We start from the raw sequence: 18,327 nt of genomic DNA, 5'->3' as shown, positions 1-18,327 counted from the left end.
GATGGCGCTATAAGCAGGCTGCGTTAGCAAAAACGCATTGAGAGATCCAGCGCCCGCACGTGCTTGGTCAGCGCGCCGACCGAGATATAATCCACGCCGGTTTCAGCGAAGAGCCGCAGCGTGGCATCCGTGACGTTGCCGGATACCTCCAGCAGCGCCCGACCGTCAGTTTGCCGTACCGCTTCCCGCATTTGCTCAACGCTGAAGTTATCCAGCATGATAATATCGGCGCCTGCCTCAATGGCCTGGTTAAGCTCCGCCAGCGATTCAACTTCGACCTCGACCGGCACGTCAGGATGAAGCCAGAACGCTTTCTCTACTGCCTGGCGAATAGAACCGGTGGCGATAATGTGATTTTCCTTGATCAGGAAAGCATCGGAAAGGCCAAGGCGATGGTTGGCGCCGCCGCCGCACAACACCGCATATTTCAGCGCGGTGCGCAGTCCCGGCAGCGTTTTTCTTGTGTCCAGTAGCTGGGTGTTAGTGCCTTCAAGAATAGCTACGTAGCGGCTGACCTCGGTTGCCACGCCGGAAAGCGTCTGTACGAAATTCAGCGCTGTGCGTTCGGCGGTTAGGATCAGCGCAGAAGGACCGGTGACCTCAAATAGTGACTGACTGGCCTGAATAGCGTCTCCGTCTTCAACGTGCCAAACAAGCTGCGTTTTGTTGCCAAGCTGAATAAATACTTCTTCCACCCAGCGTTTGCCGCAAAAAATACCCGGCTCGCGTGTTATGACCACGGCATGGGAATTGGCATCCGCTGGCAGCAGGCTGGCGGTAATATCGTTGTTAGCATCGATTTCGCCACCCAAATCTTCTCGTAGCGCCTGGGCCACGGCGGGTGGAATATCATCCTTAATACGTTCCAGCAGCGCGGCGCGGCGGCTGTCCGGATCGTAGCGGCGGGTTGTCATGGTCAAACTCCGAAGAAGCGGATTGAAAGTTTGACCATGCTAGCTTTTTTGCCTGCGGCTGGCGAGCCGGTTACTCTGCAGCCAGCGCTAAATTTCCGCCACCTGCCCGCTGAACACCACTGGTCCTGTCGGTTGCCCGGTTGACGAACCGCCTTTAGGCTCCAGGCTAATCGCCAGGAGTGGCGCAGCGGAAAGCCGGTCGACCGCCAGTTTGACGCGAGTTACGCTGCCAGCCTGCACCAGACCGAGCGACTGCGGCTTTTCACCCTGCGGAATTAGCCAGAGTTGAAGGCTGCGATCGGCTGGCAGGCTGATGGTATTTACTGCCGTCAGGCTCAGCTCACCTTTATTCCGGTCAAGGGCGGCTACCCAGGAGCCTTGTTGCGCATTGCTGGCGTTCAGGACGGCTACGGCCTGCTGTTCAGGCGGAGATTGCGAAATGTTAAAAAGCAGCGCGCCTGCGAATGAGGCTGCCAGCGCCCAGCCGAGATAGTGCCAGCGAAAGGGTTTACGGGCCAGGGGCTGCGGTGGCAAATCTCTCTCAATCTTTTGCCAGATTTCCGGCGGCGGCGTGATGGGCGGCAAAGCATTATCCAGATGACCCAGTACGTTTTGCCAGCGTGCGACCCGCTTAGTCAGATCCGGATGCTGCGTTAAGCGGCGCTGGAAACGCTGTCTGGCCGGGCCTCTCAGCGTACCCAGCGCATATTCTGCCGCCAGCGCCTCGTCATATTCTTCTCTTTTTTTCATATCCCAACACACTCCTTTAGCTGGGCCAGCGCGCGGCGGATCCAGCTCTTTACCGTGCCGACTGGCTGTTGCAGATGCCCGGCAACCTCACTGTGCGAGAGCCCCTGATAATAAGCCAGCGCCAGGCTTTGTTTCTGATCGCCCGGCAGGCTGTTCAGACACTCTGATAGCCGTCGGGCTTCTGATGTTGACGATAAACCCTCAGCAAAAGTACTGGAAAGAGTCTGAAGTGCTTCGCTATCCGGTGCGTCGAAATCCATCGCTTCAAGGGATGCTGTCTGGTTTGCCCGCAGCCGGGCATAGTCAATAGCACGGTGGCGAACAATAGTGCTCATCCATGTTTTGGGTGAGCTTTGTTGCTGGTCGTAGCTGGCCGCTCGCTGCCAGATGGTCAGCATGGCGTCATGCAGGACCTCTTCGGCCCAGCTTCGCTGACGAAGTATGCGTAGCGCAACGGCGAAAAGATAAGGAGAAAGCTGGTGATAGAGCTGTTCGAAAGCTCGCCTGTCGCCCTGTCCCGTCGCCTGGAGTAAAAGGGTATGGCTGTCGGTAGTGTTTTCTGTCATGCCGCGTCCTGTAGAAAAGGTGCAGAGGATGAAATAAATTCCTGCTGCACCTGGTATAACGCGTTTTTTTATGTTTGGCATAAGGTCGGATGGTACTTTATCTCGCCTTCGCTTCTGTGTACTGCATAACTGGTGTTGGCAATGTTCCCTGGGTGCTGTGTGCGGCGTCTTTGCCTCACATAGCGATATACGGATGAGGTGAAGAAACGGATGCAAAAAAGCGAGAAAATATTTTTTGCGCCTTTTCCGATGAAAAACCAGGGCTTTTTGGGAAAGGGATTCATGTTACTCTGAGGATCGCTAAAAAAAAGGAGAGCAGGGCATGCAGTTGCAGGCAGGATGGCTGAGCGGCGTGAAACGGGTGGCGTCGCCCCATTTTAATCAGCGTCCGGAAAACGAAATCCCGACGCTGCTGGTTATTCACAATATCAGCCTGCCGCCGGGCGAATTCGGCGGCCCGTGGATCGATGACTTATTTACCGGCAAGCTGGAGGCCGGTGCCCATCCTTATTTTGCGGATATTGCTCATTTGCGGGTTTCCGCCCACTGCCTGATCCGCCGCGACGGCGAAATCGTCCAGTACGTTCCCTTTCATTTACGGGCCTGGCATGCGGGCGTTTCCTGCTATCAGGGCCGCGAAGGCTGCAATGATTTTTCTATCGGTATTGAGCTTGAAGGCACCGATGTTCTTCCCTATACGGATAAGCAGTATCGGGCGCTACAGGCAGTGACCCGTTTATTGACAGAGCATTTTCCGCAAATAGCGGAAAATATTACCGGGCATAGTGATATCGCGCCGGAAAGAAAAACCGATCCCGGGCCGGCGTTTGACTGGAAAAGATTTCGGGAAGGGCTGGAGCAGCCCCACAGCAGGAGTGGCAGATGACGCTTTTTAGTTTGTTATTGGTTTTAGGTTGGGAACGCCTGTTTAAAATGGGCGAGCGCTGGCAGTTGGATCACCACCTTTCCGGGCTGTTCCTCCGCCAGCACCGCTTTTCCCTGTGGCGTACGCTGGCTATGACGCTGGTGGCAATGGCGGCCATCGCTTTCTGCCTGCTGGCGCTGAAAGGGCTGTTTTTTGGTTTTTTACAGCTGCTGTTCTGGATAGCTATCGGCCTGTTATGTATTGGCGCAGGTTCGGCGCGGCTGCATTATCACGCCTATCTGAAGGCGGCAAGCCATAATGATACGGATGCGCATAAAGCGATGGCCGAAGAGCTGACGCTGATCCACGGGCTGCCGATTGAGTGCAGCGAACGGGAATATCTGTGTGAACTGCAAAATGCGCTGCTGTGGATCAACTACCGATTTTATCTGGCACCGCTGTTCTGGTTTATTGTGGGTGGCGCCTGGGGGCCGGTGCTGCTGGTGGGCTATGCCTTTTTACGAGCCTGGCAAAGCTGGCTGGCGCGACATCATTCGCCTCTTCAACGTTCACAATCCGGCGTGGATGTAATTCTGCATTGCGTAGACTGGATCCCGGTGCGGCTTGCGGGTGTAGCCTATGCGCTGCTGGGGCATGGCGAGCGTGCGCTGCCTGCGTGGTTTGCCTCGCTGGGCGACCGGCATACTTCGCAGTACCAGGTGCTGACCCGTCTGGCGCAATTCTCGCTGGCACGCGATCCGCATACGGATAAGGTCGAAACACCGCGTATCGCCGTGGCGCTGGCAAAGAAAGTTTCGCTGGTGATCGTGGTAGTGGTAGCGCTGTTAACGATTTACGGGGCGCTGGTGTAGAAGAAAAGATCCGGCTGCACAGCCGGATCGAGACGGCACTGCCGCAGCGATTTCAGGCGGTAGTGCTGTTGCCGGAACCCTTATTGAAAATGCCTTCAATCAAGGATCCGAAGGCGCTACCGAGCCAGCCGCCAATTTTTTTGCCAACGAAGCTGGTGACTTTAGAAACCACGGTCGATAACACGGGAACGGTGACCAGGCTGCCGACAGCGCCGCCGATAAAGTCGCCGAGCTCACCGCCCAGCCAGGCCGTGGTATCGCTAAAAAAGCCTGCGCCGCTAACAATATTAATTTCCTGGTTTGTAAGTTCTCTCATCTTTAATCTCCTTATTAAATTGTAATGAGGCCGCAGAGTTATAAATCAAATTCAACAGGGTTACAAACCAGGATTTACCTGCGCTACTTCATATTAATAATTAATTGATTATTATCAAATTAACCAACATTTCCTGGCGGCTCGCCAAACTCCGGCATGCCGTCGCTATCCCAGCCGAAGGTTTTAATACAGGTATGACGATTCGGGTCGTAAAGCGGATCGCCCTCAATCTCCGTATAATCCCTGGCGTGATAAACCAGTACATCCTCACCGTTTTCCGCCGTGGTAAAACTATTGTGTCCGGGACCGAACTGGCGGTTTTCCCGGCTGGTTTTAAATACTGGTTCAGACGATTTTTGCCAGTTTTCCACTTGCACAGGATCGGCGTTAATATCGATCCACAGCAGCCCCATGCAGTAGTTTTCATCCGTGGCACTGGCCGAATAACTGACGAACAGACGATTACCGTGGCGGATAACCGCTGGCCCTTCGTTTACGCTAAAACCCACGCATTCCCAGGCAAGCTCCGGTTTACTCAGCATGACCGGCTTGCCCTTCAGCGACCAGGGCGTTTCCAGTTCAGCAAGATAAAGATTTGAGTTGCCCGGAATAGCCGGATCTTTTTGTGCCCACAAATACCAGTTTTTTTGCTGATGCACGAAATGGGTGGCATCCAGCGCAAAGCTGTCAATCGGTGTAACAATCTGGCCGCATTCGCGCCAATTGCCGGTAATGGGATCTTCCTCCTGACAGGTAATAGCAAACATACGATGTTGAAACAGGCCGTCTTTGATCTCCCGCGTCGGCGCGGCGGCAAAATAGATAACCCAAACGCCATCAATGCGATGCAGTTCCGGTGCCCATATCAGCTCGCTCATCGCGCCGCCGTCATGCTTTTTCCAGACCACCACGGCTTCCGCCTGCGCCAGCCCGGCCAGCGTGGTAGCGCGACGCAGCTCAAGCCGGTCGTACTCCGGCACGGAAGCGATAAAATAGTAGTACTGTTGATAGCGCAGAATAAAAGGATCGGCACGTTGTTCAATTAACGGAATCGGCCAGTGGTTGCTCATGCTCCTGTTCCTTCTGGTTTAACCGGCGCTTTGCCGTGATGATAGTCGTTAAGCTCGCGGAAGTTATGGCGACGCTGTTCCAGATCGAGCTGAATTTTCTGCATAGTAGGGCGATCTACTTTTAACAGCCTGACCACACCAGCCGTAATCAGATAGCCGACGCCGGGAATTACCGTAAAGAGCAGAACAATACCGTTAACCGCCGTCGGCGACTGCGCTTTGGCGCCCGCGTCGTAGCCATAGTAAGAGAGCAGGAAGCCTACCATGGCGCCCGCAACCGCCAGGCCGACCTTCAGGAAAAACAGATTGCCGGAGAAGCTGATGCCAGTGATGCGTTTGCCGGTTTTCCATTCACCGTAGTCGTCCACGTCAGCCATCAGTGACCAGTGCAGCGGCGAAGGGATTTGATGCAGGATATTCAATAAAAAGTACATGACGACGACCAGCGCCGTGGCCTGCGGATTCAGGAAATAGAAGCCGCAGGAGAAAACCGCCAGCACGATATTGGTCCAGAAAAAGACTTTCAGTTTGCACCAGCGGTCGGTCAACACTTTTGCCAGCGTGCTGCCCAGCATCATGCCGACCACGCCCAGGCTGATAAACAACGTGGCAAAATGTGTGGTCTGGCCCATTACCCAGGTAACGTAATACATAGTGGCCGCCATGCGGATAAAGCCGGGACAGACGTTGCAGAAGGTCAGCAGCAGGATGCGCACCCACTGATCGTTTTTCCATACGTCGCGTAAATCCGACTTCAGATCGCTGTTGCTGGGAACCGCCGGGCGAATACGTTCACGTACGGTGGCGAAGCAGAACAGGAACATGCAGAGTCCGATAAAAGCCAGCACGCTCATCGCCATCTGGTAGCCGCGCGCTTTATTCTCACCGCCGAACCATTCTGCCAGCGGCAGTAGTGAAAGCGACAGGATCAGCGTAGCGATGCCGACCATAACAAAGCGGTAAGACTGACAGGAGACACGCTCGCCGGGATCGTTAGTGATTACGCCGCCAAGCGAGCAGTAAGGGATGTTGATAGCGGTATAGGTCAGCGACATCAGAAAGTAGGTAGCAAAGGCATAAATTACCTTGTTGTCATAGCTCCAGTCCGGCGTGGTGAACATCAGCACGCTAAACAGCACGTAGGGCAGGGAAATCCACAGCAGCCACGGGCGAAAGCGTCCCCAGCGGCTCTGCGTTCGGTCGGCAATCGCGCCCATAATAGGATCGGTAATCGCATCCACCACGCGCACCGAGAGCAGCAGCACGCCGACCAGCGCAGGCGCCAGGCCAAAGACATCCGTGTAGAAATAGTTAAGGAAAAGCATGATGGCGCCGCCGATCATATTGCAGCCCGCGTCCCCCATACCGTAGCCAATCTTCTCTTTTACCGACAGCGCCGCGCCCTTCATGGATAATTCTCCCGCACCGGATGAAGTAAACAGTATCACTGGCTTAGCCGGGTTTCGCGCGGGCGGAAAAGGTCGCAGAAATGGACAAAACGGCTGCGAGTAAAAAACTGTGAGTAAGGCTGCAATTCAGCGCGGCGGCATAGTAGCAGAACAGGAAAGGTAAGGTTGGCTGGAGTAAAAAAGGGCGCCGTAGCGCCCTGTTGGTCAGGTTTTTTTCAGCCTGTTTTTAATCGCGTAGCCAATGGCTAACACGGCGACCCACGGCGGGATCAGCCAGACGGAGATCGCCATGCCCGGCGTTAGTGCCATCACTACCAGGATACCAACAATAAACAGCAGGCAAATCCAGTTGCCGACAGGATAGAGCAGCGCTTTGAAACGCGTTTGCACGCCCTCGCGGGCCTTACCCTGACGAAACTTCAGATGGGTATAGCTGATCATCGCCCAGTTGATCACCAGCGCAGAAACCACCAGCGCCATAAACAGGCCAAGCGCCTCGCCCGGCATCAGGTAGTTTACCAGCACGCAGATTGCCGTTGTGGCAGAGGAGAGCGCGAGCGCCATATAAGGCACGCCGCGACGGTCGACTTTCAGCAAAGATTTCGGGCCGTTGCCCTGACGAGCCAGGCCGTAAAGCATGCGGCTATTGGAGTAGACGCTGCTGTTATAAACCGACAGCGCGGCGGTCAGGAACACCAGGTTCAGCACGTTGGCCGCCAGGTTTTCGCCCAGATCGTGGAAAATCATGACAAAGGGGCTGCTATTGGCGGTGACTTTCGTCCACGGATAGAGCGAGAGCAACACGATAATAGAGCCGACATAAAAAATCAGGATACGCCAGATTACCTGGTTAGTGGCCTGAGGAATGGTTTTGTGCGGGTTGTCTGCTTCTGCTGCGGCAATGCCGACCAGCTCCAGGCCACCGAAGGAGAAGACGATAATCGCCATCGCCATCACCAGGCCGTTTACGCCGTGCGGGAAGAAGCCGCCGATAGCCCAGATATTGCTGACTGCCGCCTCCGGGCCGCCGTGACCGCTAAACAGCAGCCAGCAGCCGAAGACGATCATCGCTATGACGGCAATGACTTTAACAATAGCCAGCCAGAACTCCATTTCGCCGAACACTTTTACGCTGCTCAGGTTGATAGCGTTAATCAGTACGAAGAAAATAGCGGCGGTCGCCCAGCTGGGGAAATCCGGCCACCAGACCTGAACGTACTGGCCCACGGCGGTCAGCTCCGCCATCGCTACCAATACGTACAGCACCCAGTAGTTCCAGCCGGAAGCGAAACCGGCAAAGTCGCTCCAGTATTTAAAAGCAAAATGGCTAAAAGAGCCGGCAACCGGCTCCTCGACCATCATTTCGCCCAGCTGGCGCATAATCATAAAAGCAATAAAACCGGCGATGGCGTAGCCCAGTAAAACGGACGGGCCAGCCATTCTGATGGTTTGCGCTATTCCCAGAAAAAGGCCGGTGCCGACGGCGCCGCCTAATGCAATCAGCTGAATATGCCGGTTTTTTAAGCCGCGCTTCAGCGTATCGCCCTGCTGTTGTTCCATAGTCTTCCTCTTGGTCTCGTTATTGTACTAAGGGCGAGCCTTTGTCATTTTTATCTTACAGTAGCTGTAATTAAAAATTTACATAATTAAACCCACAAAACTGTGGCTGCTACTACTTTCGCGACAAGAATAATGATAAGCGCCAGGCAATGCACTCGCTTTCTGATGAAGAAAAGGAAAGCCGTAAAAAAAACGATTTTGGGCAGTTCCTGTTTTTGTCATAAATTTTTCATTAAGACGAATTGGTTTTACTTATGCCTGGCTGAATTACCTGCTTTAACCGCCTGCCATCGCTAAGAAAGTTAATTTTTTTAACATTTAATCTGGCCATTTTATCCTTGTCAAAAGGTGCCGGCTGTAGCTGATAAACGAGACATGCGTCTGGTTTCGCGGCGTTGCCATATAGACATCAGGTGAATACTTTGTTACTTTACGGGCTCTTTTTGGTAATTGGTATGACCAATTGACTCAGGCAAATGGCACCTGGAAGGGATGATGGCCTACAGCAAAATCCGCCAACCAAAGCTATCCGATGCTATCGAGCAGCAGCTTGAATCCCTGATCATGGAAGGGACGCTGCGTCCCGGTGAAAAGCTACTCCCTGAACGCGAGCTGGCTAAACAGTTCGACGTCTCCCGTCCCTCTTTGCGTGAAGCTATCCAGCGTCTGGAAGCAAAAGGCCTGCTGCTGCGCCGTCAGGGCGGCGGCACTTTTGTGCAGAGCAGCCTGTGGCAAAGCCTGAGCGATCCGCTGGTGGAGCTGCTGGCTGGGCATCCCGAATCCCAGTTTGATCTGCTGGAAACGCGTCACGCGCTGGAAGGAATAGCTGCGTATTATGCGGCGTTGCGGGGCACGGAGGAGGATATAGAGCGCATCCGTCATTGCCATTTGCAGATTCAGACCGCGCAGGAAAGCGGCGATCTTGACGCTGAAGCCAACGCGGTCATGCAGTATCAGATAGCTGTCACAGAGGCGGCGCATAATGTGGTGCTGCTGCATTTGCTACGCTCTATGGGCCCGATGCTGCAACAGAACGTCCGACAGAATTTTGAATTGCTCTACTCGCGCCGCGAAATGCTGGCAAAAGTGAGCGGTCACCGCGCCAGTATTTTCGAGGCGATTGTGGCACGCGAACCCGAACAGGCACGCGAGGCCTCACACCGCCATCTGGCGTTTATCGAGGAAATATTGCTGGACAGAAGTCGTGAGCAGAGTCGCCGCGAGCGCTCCCTTCGACGCTTACAGCAACGTAAGGATTAACGCGTAATCATAACGCGACAACCACGAAGGGCCTGTCTCTCTGTGCTTTGAACCGAACCAGAGCACAGAGAGACAGGCTCCAGACAATTCAACGTATTAGACACAGATAAGGAATACCCCCATGTCAGAACGTTTACACAATGACGTGGATCCGATCGAAACTCGCGACTGGCTACAGGCGATCGAATCGGTCATCCGTGAAGAAGGTGTGGAGCGCGCGCAGTTCCTGATCGATCAGGTATTAAGCGAAGCGCGCAAAGGCGGCGTAAAGGTAGCGGCAGGCGCTGGGGCCAGCAACTATATTAACTCTATCGCCGTTGAGGACGAACCTGACTATCCGGGCAATACCTCGCTGGAGCGCCGTATTCGTTCCGCTATCCGCTGGAACGCCATCATGACCGTTCTGCGTGCGTCGAAAAAAGATCTGGAGCTGGGCGGCCATATGTCCTCTTTCCAGTCTTCCGCAACCATCTATGAAGTGTGCTTTAACCACTTCTTCCGCGCACGCAGCGAAAAAGACGGCGGCGACCTGGTTTACTTCCAGGGCCATATCTCGCCGGGCGTTTACGCGCGTGCCTTCCTGGAAGGCCGTCTGACCGAAGAGCAGATGAATAACTTCCGTCAGGAAGTGCACGGCAAAGGTCTTTCTTCCTATCCGCATCCGAAACTGATGCCGGACTTCTGGCAGTTCCCGACCGTTTCTATGGGCCTTGGTCCAATCGGTGCGATCTACCAGGCAAAATTCCTTAAGTACCTTGAGCACCGTGGCCTGAAAGATACTTCTCAGCAGACCGTGTACGCCTTCCTGGGCGACGGCGAGATGGACGAGCCGGAATCCAAAGGCGCGATCACTATCGCGACACGCGAAAAGCTGGATAACCTGGTCTTCATCATCAACTGTAACCTGCAGCGCCTGGACGGCCCGGTAACCGGCAACGGCAAGATTATCAACGAGCTGGACGGCATTTTTGGCGGCGCCGGCTGGGAAGTGATCAAAGTCATCTGGGGCGGACGCTGGGACGAACTGCTGCGTAAAGATACCAGCGGCAAGCTGATTCAGCTGATGAACGAAACCGTTGACGGTGATTACCAGACCTTTAAATCCCGCGATGGCGCTTACGTGCGCGAGCACTTCTTCGGTAAATATCCAGAGACCGCCGAGCTGGTCAAGGATATGAGCGACGACGAGATTTGGGCGCTGAACCGTGGCGGCCACGATCCGAAGAAAGTCTACGCGGCGCTGAAAAAAGCGCAGGATACCAAAGGCAAACCTGTGGTAATCCTGGCGCATACCATTAAAGGCTATGGTATGGGCGACACGGCGGAAGGCAAAAACATCGCCCACCAGGTGAAGAAAATGAACATGGATGGCGTCCGCTACATCCGCGATCGTTTCAACGTGCCGGTGGAAGACGATAAAATCGAAAGCCTGCCGTACGTTACCTTCGACAAAGAGTCCGAAGAGTATAAATACCTGCACGGCCAGCGCGAAAAACTGGGCGGCTATCTGCCAACCCGCCAGCCGAACTTCAGCGAGAAGCTGGAGATGCCTGCGCTGGAAGATTTCCGCCAGCTGCTGGATGAGCAGAACAAAGAGATCTCTACCACTATCGCTTTTGTGCGCGCCCTGAACGTGATGCTGAAGAACAAGTCGATCAAAGATCGTCTGGTGCCGATCATCGCCGACGAAGCGCGTACCTTTGGTATGGAAGGCCTGTTCCGCCAGATCGGTATCTACAGCCCGAACGGCCAGCAGTATACGCCGCAGGACCGTGAGCAGGTTGCCTACTACAAAGAAGACGAGAAAGGTCAGATCCTGCAGGAAGGCATCAACGAACTGGGCGCGGGCGCATCCTGGCTGGCGGCGGCAACGTCTTACAGCACCAATAACCTGCCGATGATCCCGTTCTACATCTATTACTCGATGTTCGGCTTCCAGCGTATCGGCGATCTTTGCTGGGCGGCGGGCGATCAGCAGGCGCGCGGCTTCCTGGTCGGCGGCACCTCTGGCCGTACCACGCTGAACGGCGAAGGTCTGCAGCATGAAGATGGCCACAGCCATATTCAGTCGCTGACTATCCCTAACTGTATCTCCTACGATCCGGCTTACGCTTACGAAGTTGCTGTCATCATGCATGATGGCCTGGTGCGTATGTACGGCGAAGCGCAGGAAAACATCTACTACTACATCACCACGCTGAACGAAAACTACCACATGCCTGCGATGCCGCAGGGTGCGGAAGAGGGTATCCGTAAGGGTATCTACAAGCTGGAAACGGTAGAAGGCAGCAAAGGCAAAGTTCAGCTACTGGGCTCAGGTTCTATCCTGCGTCACGTGCGCGAAGCGGCGCAGATCCTGGCGAAAGATTACGGCGTAGGCTCTGATGTTTACAGCGTAACCTCCTTTACCGAGCTGGCTCGCGACGGCCAGGACTGCGAGCGCTGGAACATGCTGCACCCAACTGAAGAACCACGCGTGCCGTACGTTGCGCAGATCATGCACGATGCGCCAGCCGTGGCTTCAACCGACTATATGAAACTGTTCGCCGAGCAGATCCGTACCTATATTCCAGCCAGCGACTACCGCGTGCTGGGTACAGACGGTTTCGGTCGCTCCGACAGCCGCGAAAACCTGCGTCACCACTTTGAAGTGGACGCGTCTTACGTAGTGGTTGCAGCGCTGGGCGAACTGGCTAAACGCGGCGAGATCGATAAGAAAGTGGTGGCGGAAGCTATCACCAAATTCAATATCGATGCCGATAAAGTCAACCCGCGTCTGGCATAAGAGGTAAAGAGTAATGGCTATCGAAATTAAAGTGCCGGACATCGGTTCCGACGAAGTAGAAGTAACCGAGATCCTGGTCAAGGTTGGCGACAAGGTGGAAGCCGAGCAGTCGCTGATCACCGTAGAAGGCGATAAAGCCTCTATGGAAGTGCCTTCGCCGGAAGCGGGCGTGGTAAAAGAGATCAAAATCGCGACCGGCGATAAAGTAGAAACCGGCTCGCTGATCATGATCTTTGAATCTGCCGACGCGGCTGCTGAAGCGCCAGCTAAAGCGGAAGAGAAAAAAGAATCTGCTCCGGCTTCTGCTCCTGCTGCCAAAGCGGAAAGCAAAGAAGTGAACGTGCCGGATATCGGCGGCGACGAAGTCGAAGTCACCGAGATCCTGGTGAAAGTTGGCGACAAAGTCGAAGCTGAACAGTCGCTGATCACCGTGGAAGGCGATAAAGCTTCCATGGAAGTGCCTGCGCCATTCGCGGGGACGGTTAAAGAGATCAAAATCGCTACCGGCGACAAGGTCAACACCGGCTCGCTGATTATGATCTTCGAAGCGGAAGGCTCTGCGCCTGCCGAAGCGCCGAAACCTGCAATGAAAGAAGAAGCGGCGGCGGCTCCGGCTGCGGGCGGCGCGAAAGAAGTGCAGGTGCCGGATATCGGCGGCGATGAAGTCGAAGTCACCGAAGTGATGGTTAAAGTCGGCGACAAAGTAGCAGCCGAGCAGTCGCTGATCACAGTGGAAGGCGACAAAGCTTCTATGGAAGTGCCAGCACCATTTGCGGGTACAGTTAAAGAGATCAAAATCGCCACCGGCGACAAGGTCAGCACCGGCTCGCTGATTATGATCTTCGAAGTGGAAGGCGCGGCGCCGGCTCCTGCGGCGAAGCAGGAAGCGGCTCCGGCTCCGGCTAAGAAAGAAGAGAAGGCTGCTCCGGCTTCCGCACCGGCTGCGGCGAAAGCTGAAAGCAAGGGCGAGTTCTCCGAGAACGATGCCTACGTGCACGCTACGCCGGTTATCCGTCGCCTGGCGCGCGAGTTTGGCGTTAACCTGTCGAAGGTTAAAGGAACGGGACGTAAGGGCCGTATCCTGAAAGAGGACGTGCAGGCTTACGTGAAAGACGCGGTGAAACGCGCCGAAGCGGCTCCGGCCGCCGCAGCCAGCGGCGGTAGCCTGCCAGGCCTGCTGCCGTGGCCAAAAGTGGACTTCAGCAAGTTCGGTGAGATCGAAGAAGTGGAGCTGGGCCGCATCCAGAAAATTTCTGGCGCGAACCTGAGCCGTAACTGGGTAGTTATTCCGCACGTTACCCATTTCGACAAAACCGATATCACCGATCTGGAAGCGTTCCGCAAACAGCAGAATGCCGAAGCCGAGAAGCGCAAGCTGGATGTGAAATACACGCCGGTGGTGTTTATCATGAAAGCGGTAGCCGCCGCGCTGGAACAGATGCCGCGCTTTAACAGCTCGCTGTCTGAGGATGCGCAGAAGCTGACGCTGAAGAAATACATCAATATCGGCGTGGCGGTAGATACGCCGAACGGCCTGGTGGTTCCGGTCTTTAAAGACGTTAACAAGAAAGGCATCACCGAGCTTTCCCGCGAGCTGATGGCGACCTCGAAAAAGGCGCGCGACGGCAAGCTGACCGCCAGCGATATGCAGGGCGGCTGCTTTACCATCTCCAGCCTGGGCGGTCTTGGCACCACGCACTTTGCGCCTATCGTCAACGCGCCGGAAGTGGCTATCCTGGGCGTATCCAAATCGGCAATGGAGCCGGTCTGGAACGGCAAAGAGTTCGTGCCGCGTCTGATGATGCCAATCTCGCTCTCCTTTGACCACCGCGTGATCGACGGAGCCGACGGCGCCCGCTTTATTACCATCATTGGCAATATGCTGTCCGATATTCGCCGACTGGTGATGTAAAGGTAGGCCGGCTTATGCCGGCCTTCTTATAGCCGCCGCAGGTTGGCGAAAGAGTTGTTGTGGTTTGGGGCAGGTTGTTTGCACTCTGTTAACAATTCTGTAAACTCTTGCCCTGAATACGAACCGGTGGAGGGATCTCCGCCAGTTAACTAAGAGGTCATGATGAGTACAGAAATTAAAACTCAGGTCGTGGTACTTGGGGCAGGTCCGGCAGGTTATTCTGCGGCTTTTCGCGCTGCCGATTTAGGTCTGGAGACCGTTATCGTTGAGCGTTACAGCACCCTGGGCGGGGTTTGTCTGAACGTGGGCTGTATCCCTTCCAAAGCGCTGCTGCACGTGGCGAAAGTGATTGAAGAAGCGAAAGCGCTGGAAGAGCACGGCGTGGTGTTCGGCAAGCCGCAGACCGACATCAATAAAATCCGTACCTGGAAAGAGAAAGTCATCAATCAGCTGACCGGCGGTCTGGCCGGCATGGCGAAAGGCCGTAAAGTGAAGGTTGTCACGGGCGAAGCTAAATTCACCGGCGCGAACACCATGTTTGTTGACGGGGAAAACGGCGGCACCACTATCAACTTCGACAATGCGATTATCGCTGCCGGTTCTCGTCCTATTCAGCTGCCTTTTATCCCGCACGAAGATCCACGCGTATGGGATTCCACCTCTGCGCTGGAACTGAAAGAAGTACCGGAGCGTATGCTGGTGATGGGCGGCGGTATTATCGGCCTGGAAATGGGCACCGTTTACCATGCACTGGGTTCGCAGATTGATGTGGTCGAAATGTTCGATCAGGTCATTCCTGCGGCAGATAAAGACGTGGTGAAAGTCTTTACCAAGCGCATCAGCAAGCAGTTCAACCTGATGCTGGAAACCAAAGTGACCGCGGTAGAAGCCAAAGAAGACGGTATCTACGTCACGATGGAAGGCAAAAAAGCGCCAACCGAGCCGCAGCGTTACGACGCGGTGCTGGTAGCAATCGGCCGCGTACCTAACGGTAAAGGCCTGGATGCCGGTAAAGCAGGCGTGGAAGTAGACGATCGCGGCTTTATCCGCGTCGACAAGCAGATGCGCACCAACGTGCCGCACATTTTCGCTATCGGCGACATCGTCGGCCAGCCAATGCTGGCGCATAAAGGCGTGCATGAAGGCCACGTAGCGGCGGAAGTTATCTCCGGTAAGAAGCACTACTTCGATCCGAAAGTGATTCCATCCATCGCCTATACCGAGCCGGAAGTTGCCTGGGTTGGTCTGACCGAGAAAGAAGCGAAAGAGAAGGGCATCAGCTATGAGACAGCGACCTTCCCATGGGCGGCATCAGGCCGCGCTATCGCTTCCGACTGCGCAGACGGCATGACCAAGCTGATCTTCGATAAAGAAACGCATCGCGTTATCGGCGGCGCGGTTGTCGGCACCAACGGCGGCGAGCTGCTGGGCGAAATCGGCCTGGCGATCGAAATGGGCTGCGACGCAGAAGATATCGCGCTGACTATTCATGCGCACCCAACCCTGCACGAGTCGGTAGGCCTGGCGGCGGAAATCTTCGAAGGCAGCATCACCGATTTGCCTAATGCCAAAGCGAAGAAGAAGTAAGTAAATTGATTAATGGAAAAGCTCCCGATATGGGAGCTTTTTTTTGGAAATAATTCAGGTGGCGGCCTGGTTGTCGAAATTTTGATTAAAATTGCGCAAGTATTCAATAAAACAGCGCAGCGCGGTGGAGTAATATTTTCGGCCGGGGTAATAGAGCCAGAAACCTGCCGAAGGAGCCGCAAAATCGGCCAGCACTTCAACCAGCTCGCCGCTATCCAGCCGCTTCTGCGCCATGCCTTTTATCACAAACGCCAGCCCGGCGCCGTCACTGGCCGCTTCAATCATCATCGCGTCGTTATCCAGCGATAAATCGCCTTTTACGGCCACTTCCAGCGGCTGGGCGTTATCGTTGAACTCCCATTTGTAGTTCACACCGCTGGGAAAACGATGCTGGATACAGGAAAAATTCACCAGATCGCGGGGATGCTGCGGCGCACCGTAACGCGCAATAAAATCAGGGCTGGCAATCACAGCACCACATATTTTGGGGCCAAAAGGGATAGCGACCATATCCTGCGGGATCGCTTCGCCAAAACGCACGCCCGCATCAAAGCCGCTCTCGACGATATTCACAAAACTGTCGCTGGTAGTGACTTCCAGCGCGATATCGGGATAGCGATACCGGAAAGGTAGCAGTAGCGTACGCAGGTAAAGCGCCTCCGCGCTGCGCGGCAGATTCAGCCTTAAAGTGCCTCGCGGCTCGCTGCGCCAGTCGTTCAATTCATCTACGGCCAGCGCCAGATCCACCATCGCAGGCTCAATACGCAGTAAAAAGGCACGGCCTGCCTCAGTGAGAGAAACGCTTCTTGTCGTCCGGCTAAGCAAGCGTACGCCGATGCGCTGTTCCAGATTACTGAGCGTATGGCTAAGCGTAGAAGGCGTCACGTTTCGTTCTTCTGCCGCTTTGCGAAAATTCAGATGGCGGGCGATAGCGATAAAAATTTCCAGTTCCTGTAACGAAGCGCGCGTTTTCATATTAGTGATATTCCTTCATCAATCCGCTGTAAAAGTGCCAATTGTTGATTTTAATGGCGCAAAGTATAACTGCTCCATCGCTTATCAATGGAGAAAAATAATGAAACGCAGAACGTTAGGAAAATTAGAAGTTTCCGCACTGGGTCTTGGCTGCATGGGAATGTCATTTGCCTATGGCGAAAGCGACGAGCAGCAAGCGATCGCTACACTGCACCGGGCCTTTGAACTGGGCGTGGATTTTCTGGATACGGCGGAAGTCTATGGCCCTTTTGAAAATGAAAAACTGATAGCGAAAGCGCTAAAAGGCTATAGCGGAAAAATTAAGGTTGCTACCAAATTCGGCTTTAATATTACCGAGCAGGGGGAAGGCTGGGAGCGAATCAAAGGTGTAAACAGCCAGCCAGCGAATATTCGCAAGGTGGCCGAAGCCTCATTAAAAAGACTGAATGTTGAAGCGATAGACCTGTTTTATCAGCATCGCCCGGATCCAGCTGTACCGGTCGAAGAAGTGATGGGAACGCTGGCCGATTTAGTCCGTGAAGGCAAAATTTTACACATTGGTCTGTCAGAGGTTTCCGCTGAAACGCTGCGCCGCGCTCATGCCGTCTATCCCGTTACCGCTTTGCAAAGCGAGTATTCGTTGTGGAGCCGGGGTGTAGAAAATAGCGTGTTGGCTGCCTGTAGCGAACTAAACATTGGTTTTGTGCCTTATAGCCCGCTGGGCCGTGGCTTTCTTACCGGGAAAATGGCGGCGCCTTCAACGCTGGATGAGCAGGATTATCGCCGGACGCTACCGCGCTTTCAGGCGGAAGCGCTGGCGCATAATGAAAAGCTGGTGGCTCAGCTGAACGAAATGGCCCTGGGCTATAACAGTACGGCGGCGCAGCTTGCCCTGGCCTGGGTGCTGGCGAAAGGGCCGAATATAGTGCCGATCCCGGGCGCGCGTAAGATTGTGCATCTGGAAGATAACTGCCGTGCGGCGGATATTGCTCTGGCAGCGGACGACGTGGCTTTGCTGGATCGTCTTTTCAGTCCGGAAAATATTGCGGGCGAACGCTACAGCGATAAAGAGTTTGCGCTGGTAGAGCGGTAACCGACCTGTTTTGTTGATGGTTAGAGCCTGTGGCGACATGCTGTTTATCAGCTCTGTCGCTACGGGCTTTTTTTATACAACGAATGCGGAAAGGCGAATGAAAAACCAGCCTGGACTGGCGAACCCTTTTTTTTGAAGCTGTTTTTAAGTAGTTGATATGTAATCATTTTTAGTGAGGGGAAAAAAGAGGGTTTTTACCGGGTTTTGGTCAAATACCTTTATTAATGAAAGCGGTATGCTGCATCGGCAACAGTTCACTGCCGTACAGGCAGCTTAGAAATTAACCGGGCAGGGATTCGCACGTCCAAAATTGTTCACTGCCGTACAGGCAGCTTAGAAAATACGCCGCCAACATCCTGATACGGTTCATAGGTTCACTGCCGTACAGGCAGC

Annotated in this window: 15 protein-coding genes and 1 CRISPR repeat array (1 of these 16 only partly in view); of the genes, 7 read left to right on the top strand and 8 right to left on the bottom strand. The window is 54.5% G+C overall.

All coding sequences use genetic code 11. From position 1 onward, the window contains the following. Positions 1-23: 23 nt before the first annotated feature. From nadC to ACETPC_RS13335, 3 genes are all read right to left on the bottom strand, one after another. Entirely contained in the window at positions 24-914 is an 891-nt protein-coding gene (gene nadC / locus ACETPC_RS13345; protein ID WP_380181995.1) for a carboxylating nicotinate-nucleotide diphosphorylase, read from the bottom strand. Positions 915-1,001: 87 nt separating this feature from the next. Continuing rightward, positions 1,002-1,664 (bottom strand): anti-sigma factor domain-containing protein, encoded by a 663-nt coding sequence (locus tag ACETPC_RS13340; RefSeq protein WP_380181994.1) that lies wholly within the window; start codon positions 1,662-1,664, stop codon positions 1,002-1,004. Next, entirely contained in the window at positions 1,661-2,230 is a 570-nt protein-coding gene (locus tag ACETPC_RS13335; RefSeq protein ID WP_380181993.1) for an RNA polymerase sigma factor, read from the bottom strand. The genes ACETPC_RS13340 and ACETPC_RS13335 overlap by 4 nt, the downstream gene beginning before the upstream one ends. Before the next feature lie 322 nt (positions 2,231-2,552). On the opposite strand from ACETPC_RS13335, the gene ampD reads away from it, so the two are divergent. Beyond that, positions 2,553-3,116 carry a 1,6-anhydro-N-acetylmuramyl-L-alanine amidase AmpD gene (gene ampD, locus ACETPC_RS13330; RefSeq protein ID WP_380181992.1) on the top strand — a complete coding sequence of 188 codons (564 nt, stop codon included), beginning with the start codon at positions 2,553-2,555 and terminating at the stop codon, positions 3,114-3,116. Further along, entirely contained in the window at positions 3,113-3,967 is an 855-nt protein-coding gene (gene ampE / locus ACETPC_RS13325; RefSeq protein ID WP_380181991.1) for a beta-lactamase regulator AmpE, read from the top strand. Before ampD ends, ampE begins: the two co-directional genes overlap by 4 nt. A 52-nt stretch (positions 3,968-4,019) precedes the next feature. Here ampE and ACETPC_RS13320 read toward each other — a convergent pair whose 3' ends face one another. The 4 genes from ACETPC_RS13320 to ACETPC_RS13305 form a co-directional block, all read right to left on the bottom strand. Continuing rightward, positions 4,020-4,283 (bottom strand): hypothetical protein, encoded by a 264-nt coding sequence (locus ACETPC_RS13320; protein WP_380181990.1) that lies wholly within the window; start codon positions 4,281-4,283, stop codon positions 4,020-4,022. A gap of 119 nt (positions 4,284-4,402) precedes the next feature. Continuing rightward, complete coding sequence (locus ACETPC_RS13315; protein ID WP_380181989.1) at positions 4,403-5,353, bottom strand: family 43 glycosylhydrolase; 951 nt, start codon at positions 5,351-5,353, stop codon at positions 4,403-4,405. After that, positions 5,350-6,762 (bottom strand): glycoside-pentoside-hexuronide (GPH):cation symporter, encoded by a 1,413-nt coding sequence (locus tag ACETPC_RS13310; protein ID WP_380181988.1) that lies wholly within the window; start codon positions 6,760-6,762, stop codon positions 5,350-5,352. Before ACETPC_RS13310 ends, ACETPC_RS13315 begins: the two co-directional genes overlap by 4 nt. Before the next feature lie 204 nt (positions 6,763-6,966). Further along, positions 6,967-8,322, bottom strand: coding sequence for an amino acid permease (locus tag ACETPC_RS13305; protein WP_380181987.1), 1,356 nt, complete (start codon positions 8,320-8,322; stop codon positions 6,967-6,969). 495 nt (positions 8,323-8,817) lie between these two features. On the opposite strand from ACETPC_RS13305, the gene pdhR reads away from it, so the two are divergent. From pdhR to lpdA, 4 genes are all read left to right on the top strand, one after another. Continuing rightward, complete coding sequence (gene pdhR / locus ACETPC_RS13300) at positions 8,818-9,582, top strand: pyruvate dehydrogenase complex transcriptional repressor PdhR (protein WP_380182230.1); 765 nt, start codon at positions 8,818-8,820, stop codon at positions 9,580-9,582. Between the two features lie 121 nt (positions 9,583-9,703). After that, a complete protein-coding gene (gene aceE, locus ACETPC_RS13295) occupies positions 9,704-12,367 on the top strand; it encodes a pyruvate dehydrogenase (acetyl-transferring), homodimeric type (RefSeq protein WP_380181986.1) in 2,664 nt (887 codons plus the stop codon). A 13-nt stretch (positions 12,368-12,380) separates the two neighbouring features. Then, positions 12,381-14,279 carry a pyruvate dehydrogenase complex dihydrolipoyllysine-residue acetyltransferase gene (aceF, locus tag ACETPC_RS13290; protein ID WP_380181985.1) on the top strand — a complete coding sequence of 633 codons (1,899 nt, stop codon included), beginning with the start codon at positions 12,381-12,383 and terminating at the stop codon, positions 14,277-14,279. Positions 14,280-14,441: 162 nt separating this feature from the next. After that, on the top strand, positions 14,442-15,866 hold the full coding sequence (gene lpdA, locus ACETPC_RS13285) for a dihydrolipoyl dehydrogenase (protein ID WP_380181984.1): 1,425 nt from the start codon (positions 14,442-14,444) through the stop codon (positions 15,864-15,866). A gap of 54 nt (positions 15,867-15,920) precedes the next feature. Here the strand turns inward: lpdA and ACETPC_RS13280 are convergent, their stop codons facing one another. Further along, positions 15,921-16,841: a LysR family transcriptional regulator gene (locus ACETPC_RS13280; protein WP_380181983.1), complete on the bottom strand. Its 921-nt coding sequence runs from the start codon at positions 16,839-16,841 to the stop codon at positions 15,921-15,923. 100 nt (positions 16,842-16,941) lie between these two features. On the opposite strand from ACETPC_RS13280, the gene ACETPC_RS13275 reads away from it, so the two are divergent. After that, on the top strand, positions 16,942-17,934 hold the full coding sequence (locus ACETPC_RS13275; protein WP_380181982.1) for an aldo/keto reductase: 993 nt from the start codon (positions 16,942-16,944) through the stop codon (positions 17,932-17,934). 252 nt (positions 17,935-18,186) lie between these two features. Further along, positions 18,187-18,327: a CRISPR direct-repeat array (repeat unit 28 nt; unit sequence GTTCACTGCCGTACAGGCAGCTTAGAAA) (it continues 1,088 nt past the right edge of the window).

Origin of the sequence: Pantoea sp. sgz302252 (genome assembly GCF_042610525.1) — a bacterium.
Taxonomy (GTDB): Bacteria; Pseudomonadota; Gammaproteobacteria; order Enterobacterales; family Enterobacteriaceae; genus Erwinia.
This window is presented reverse-complemented; position numbering and strand designations above follow the sequence as displayed.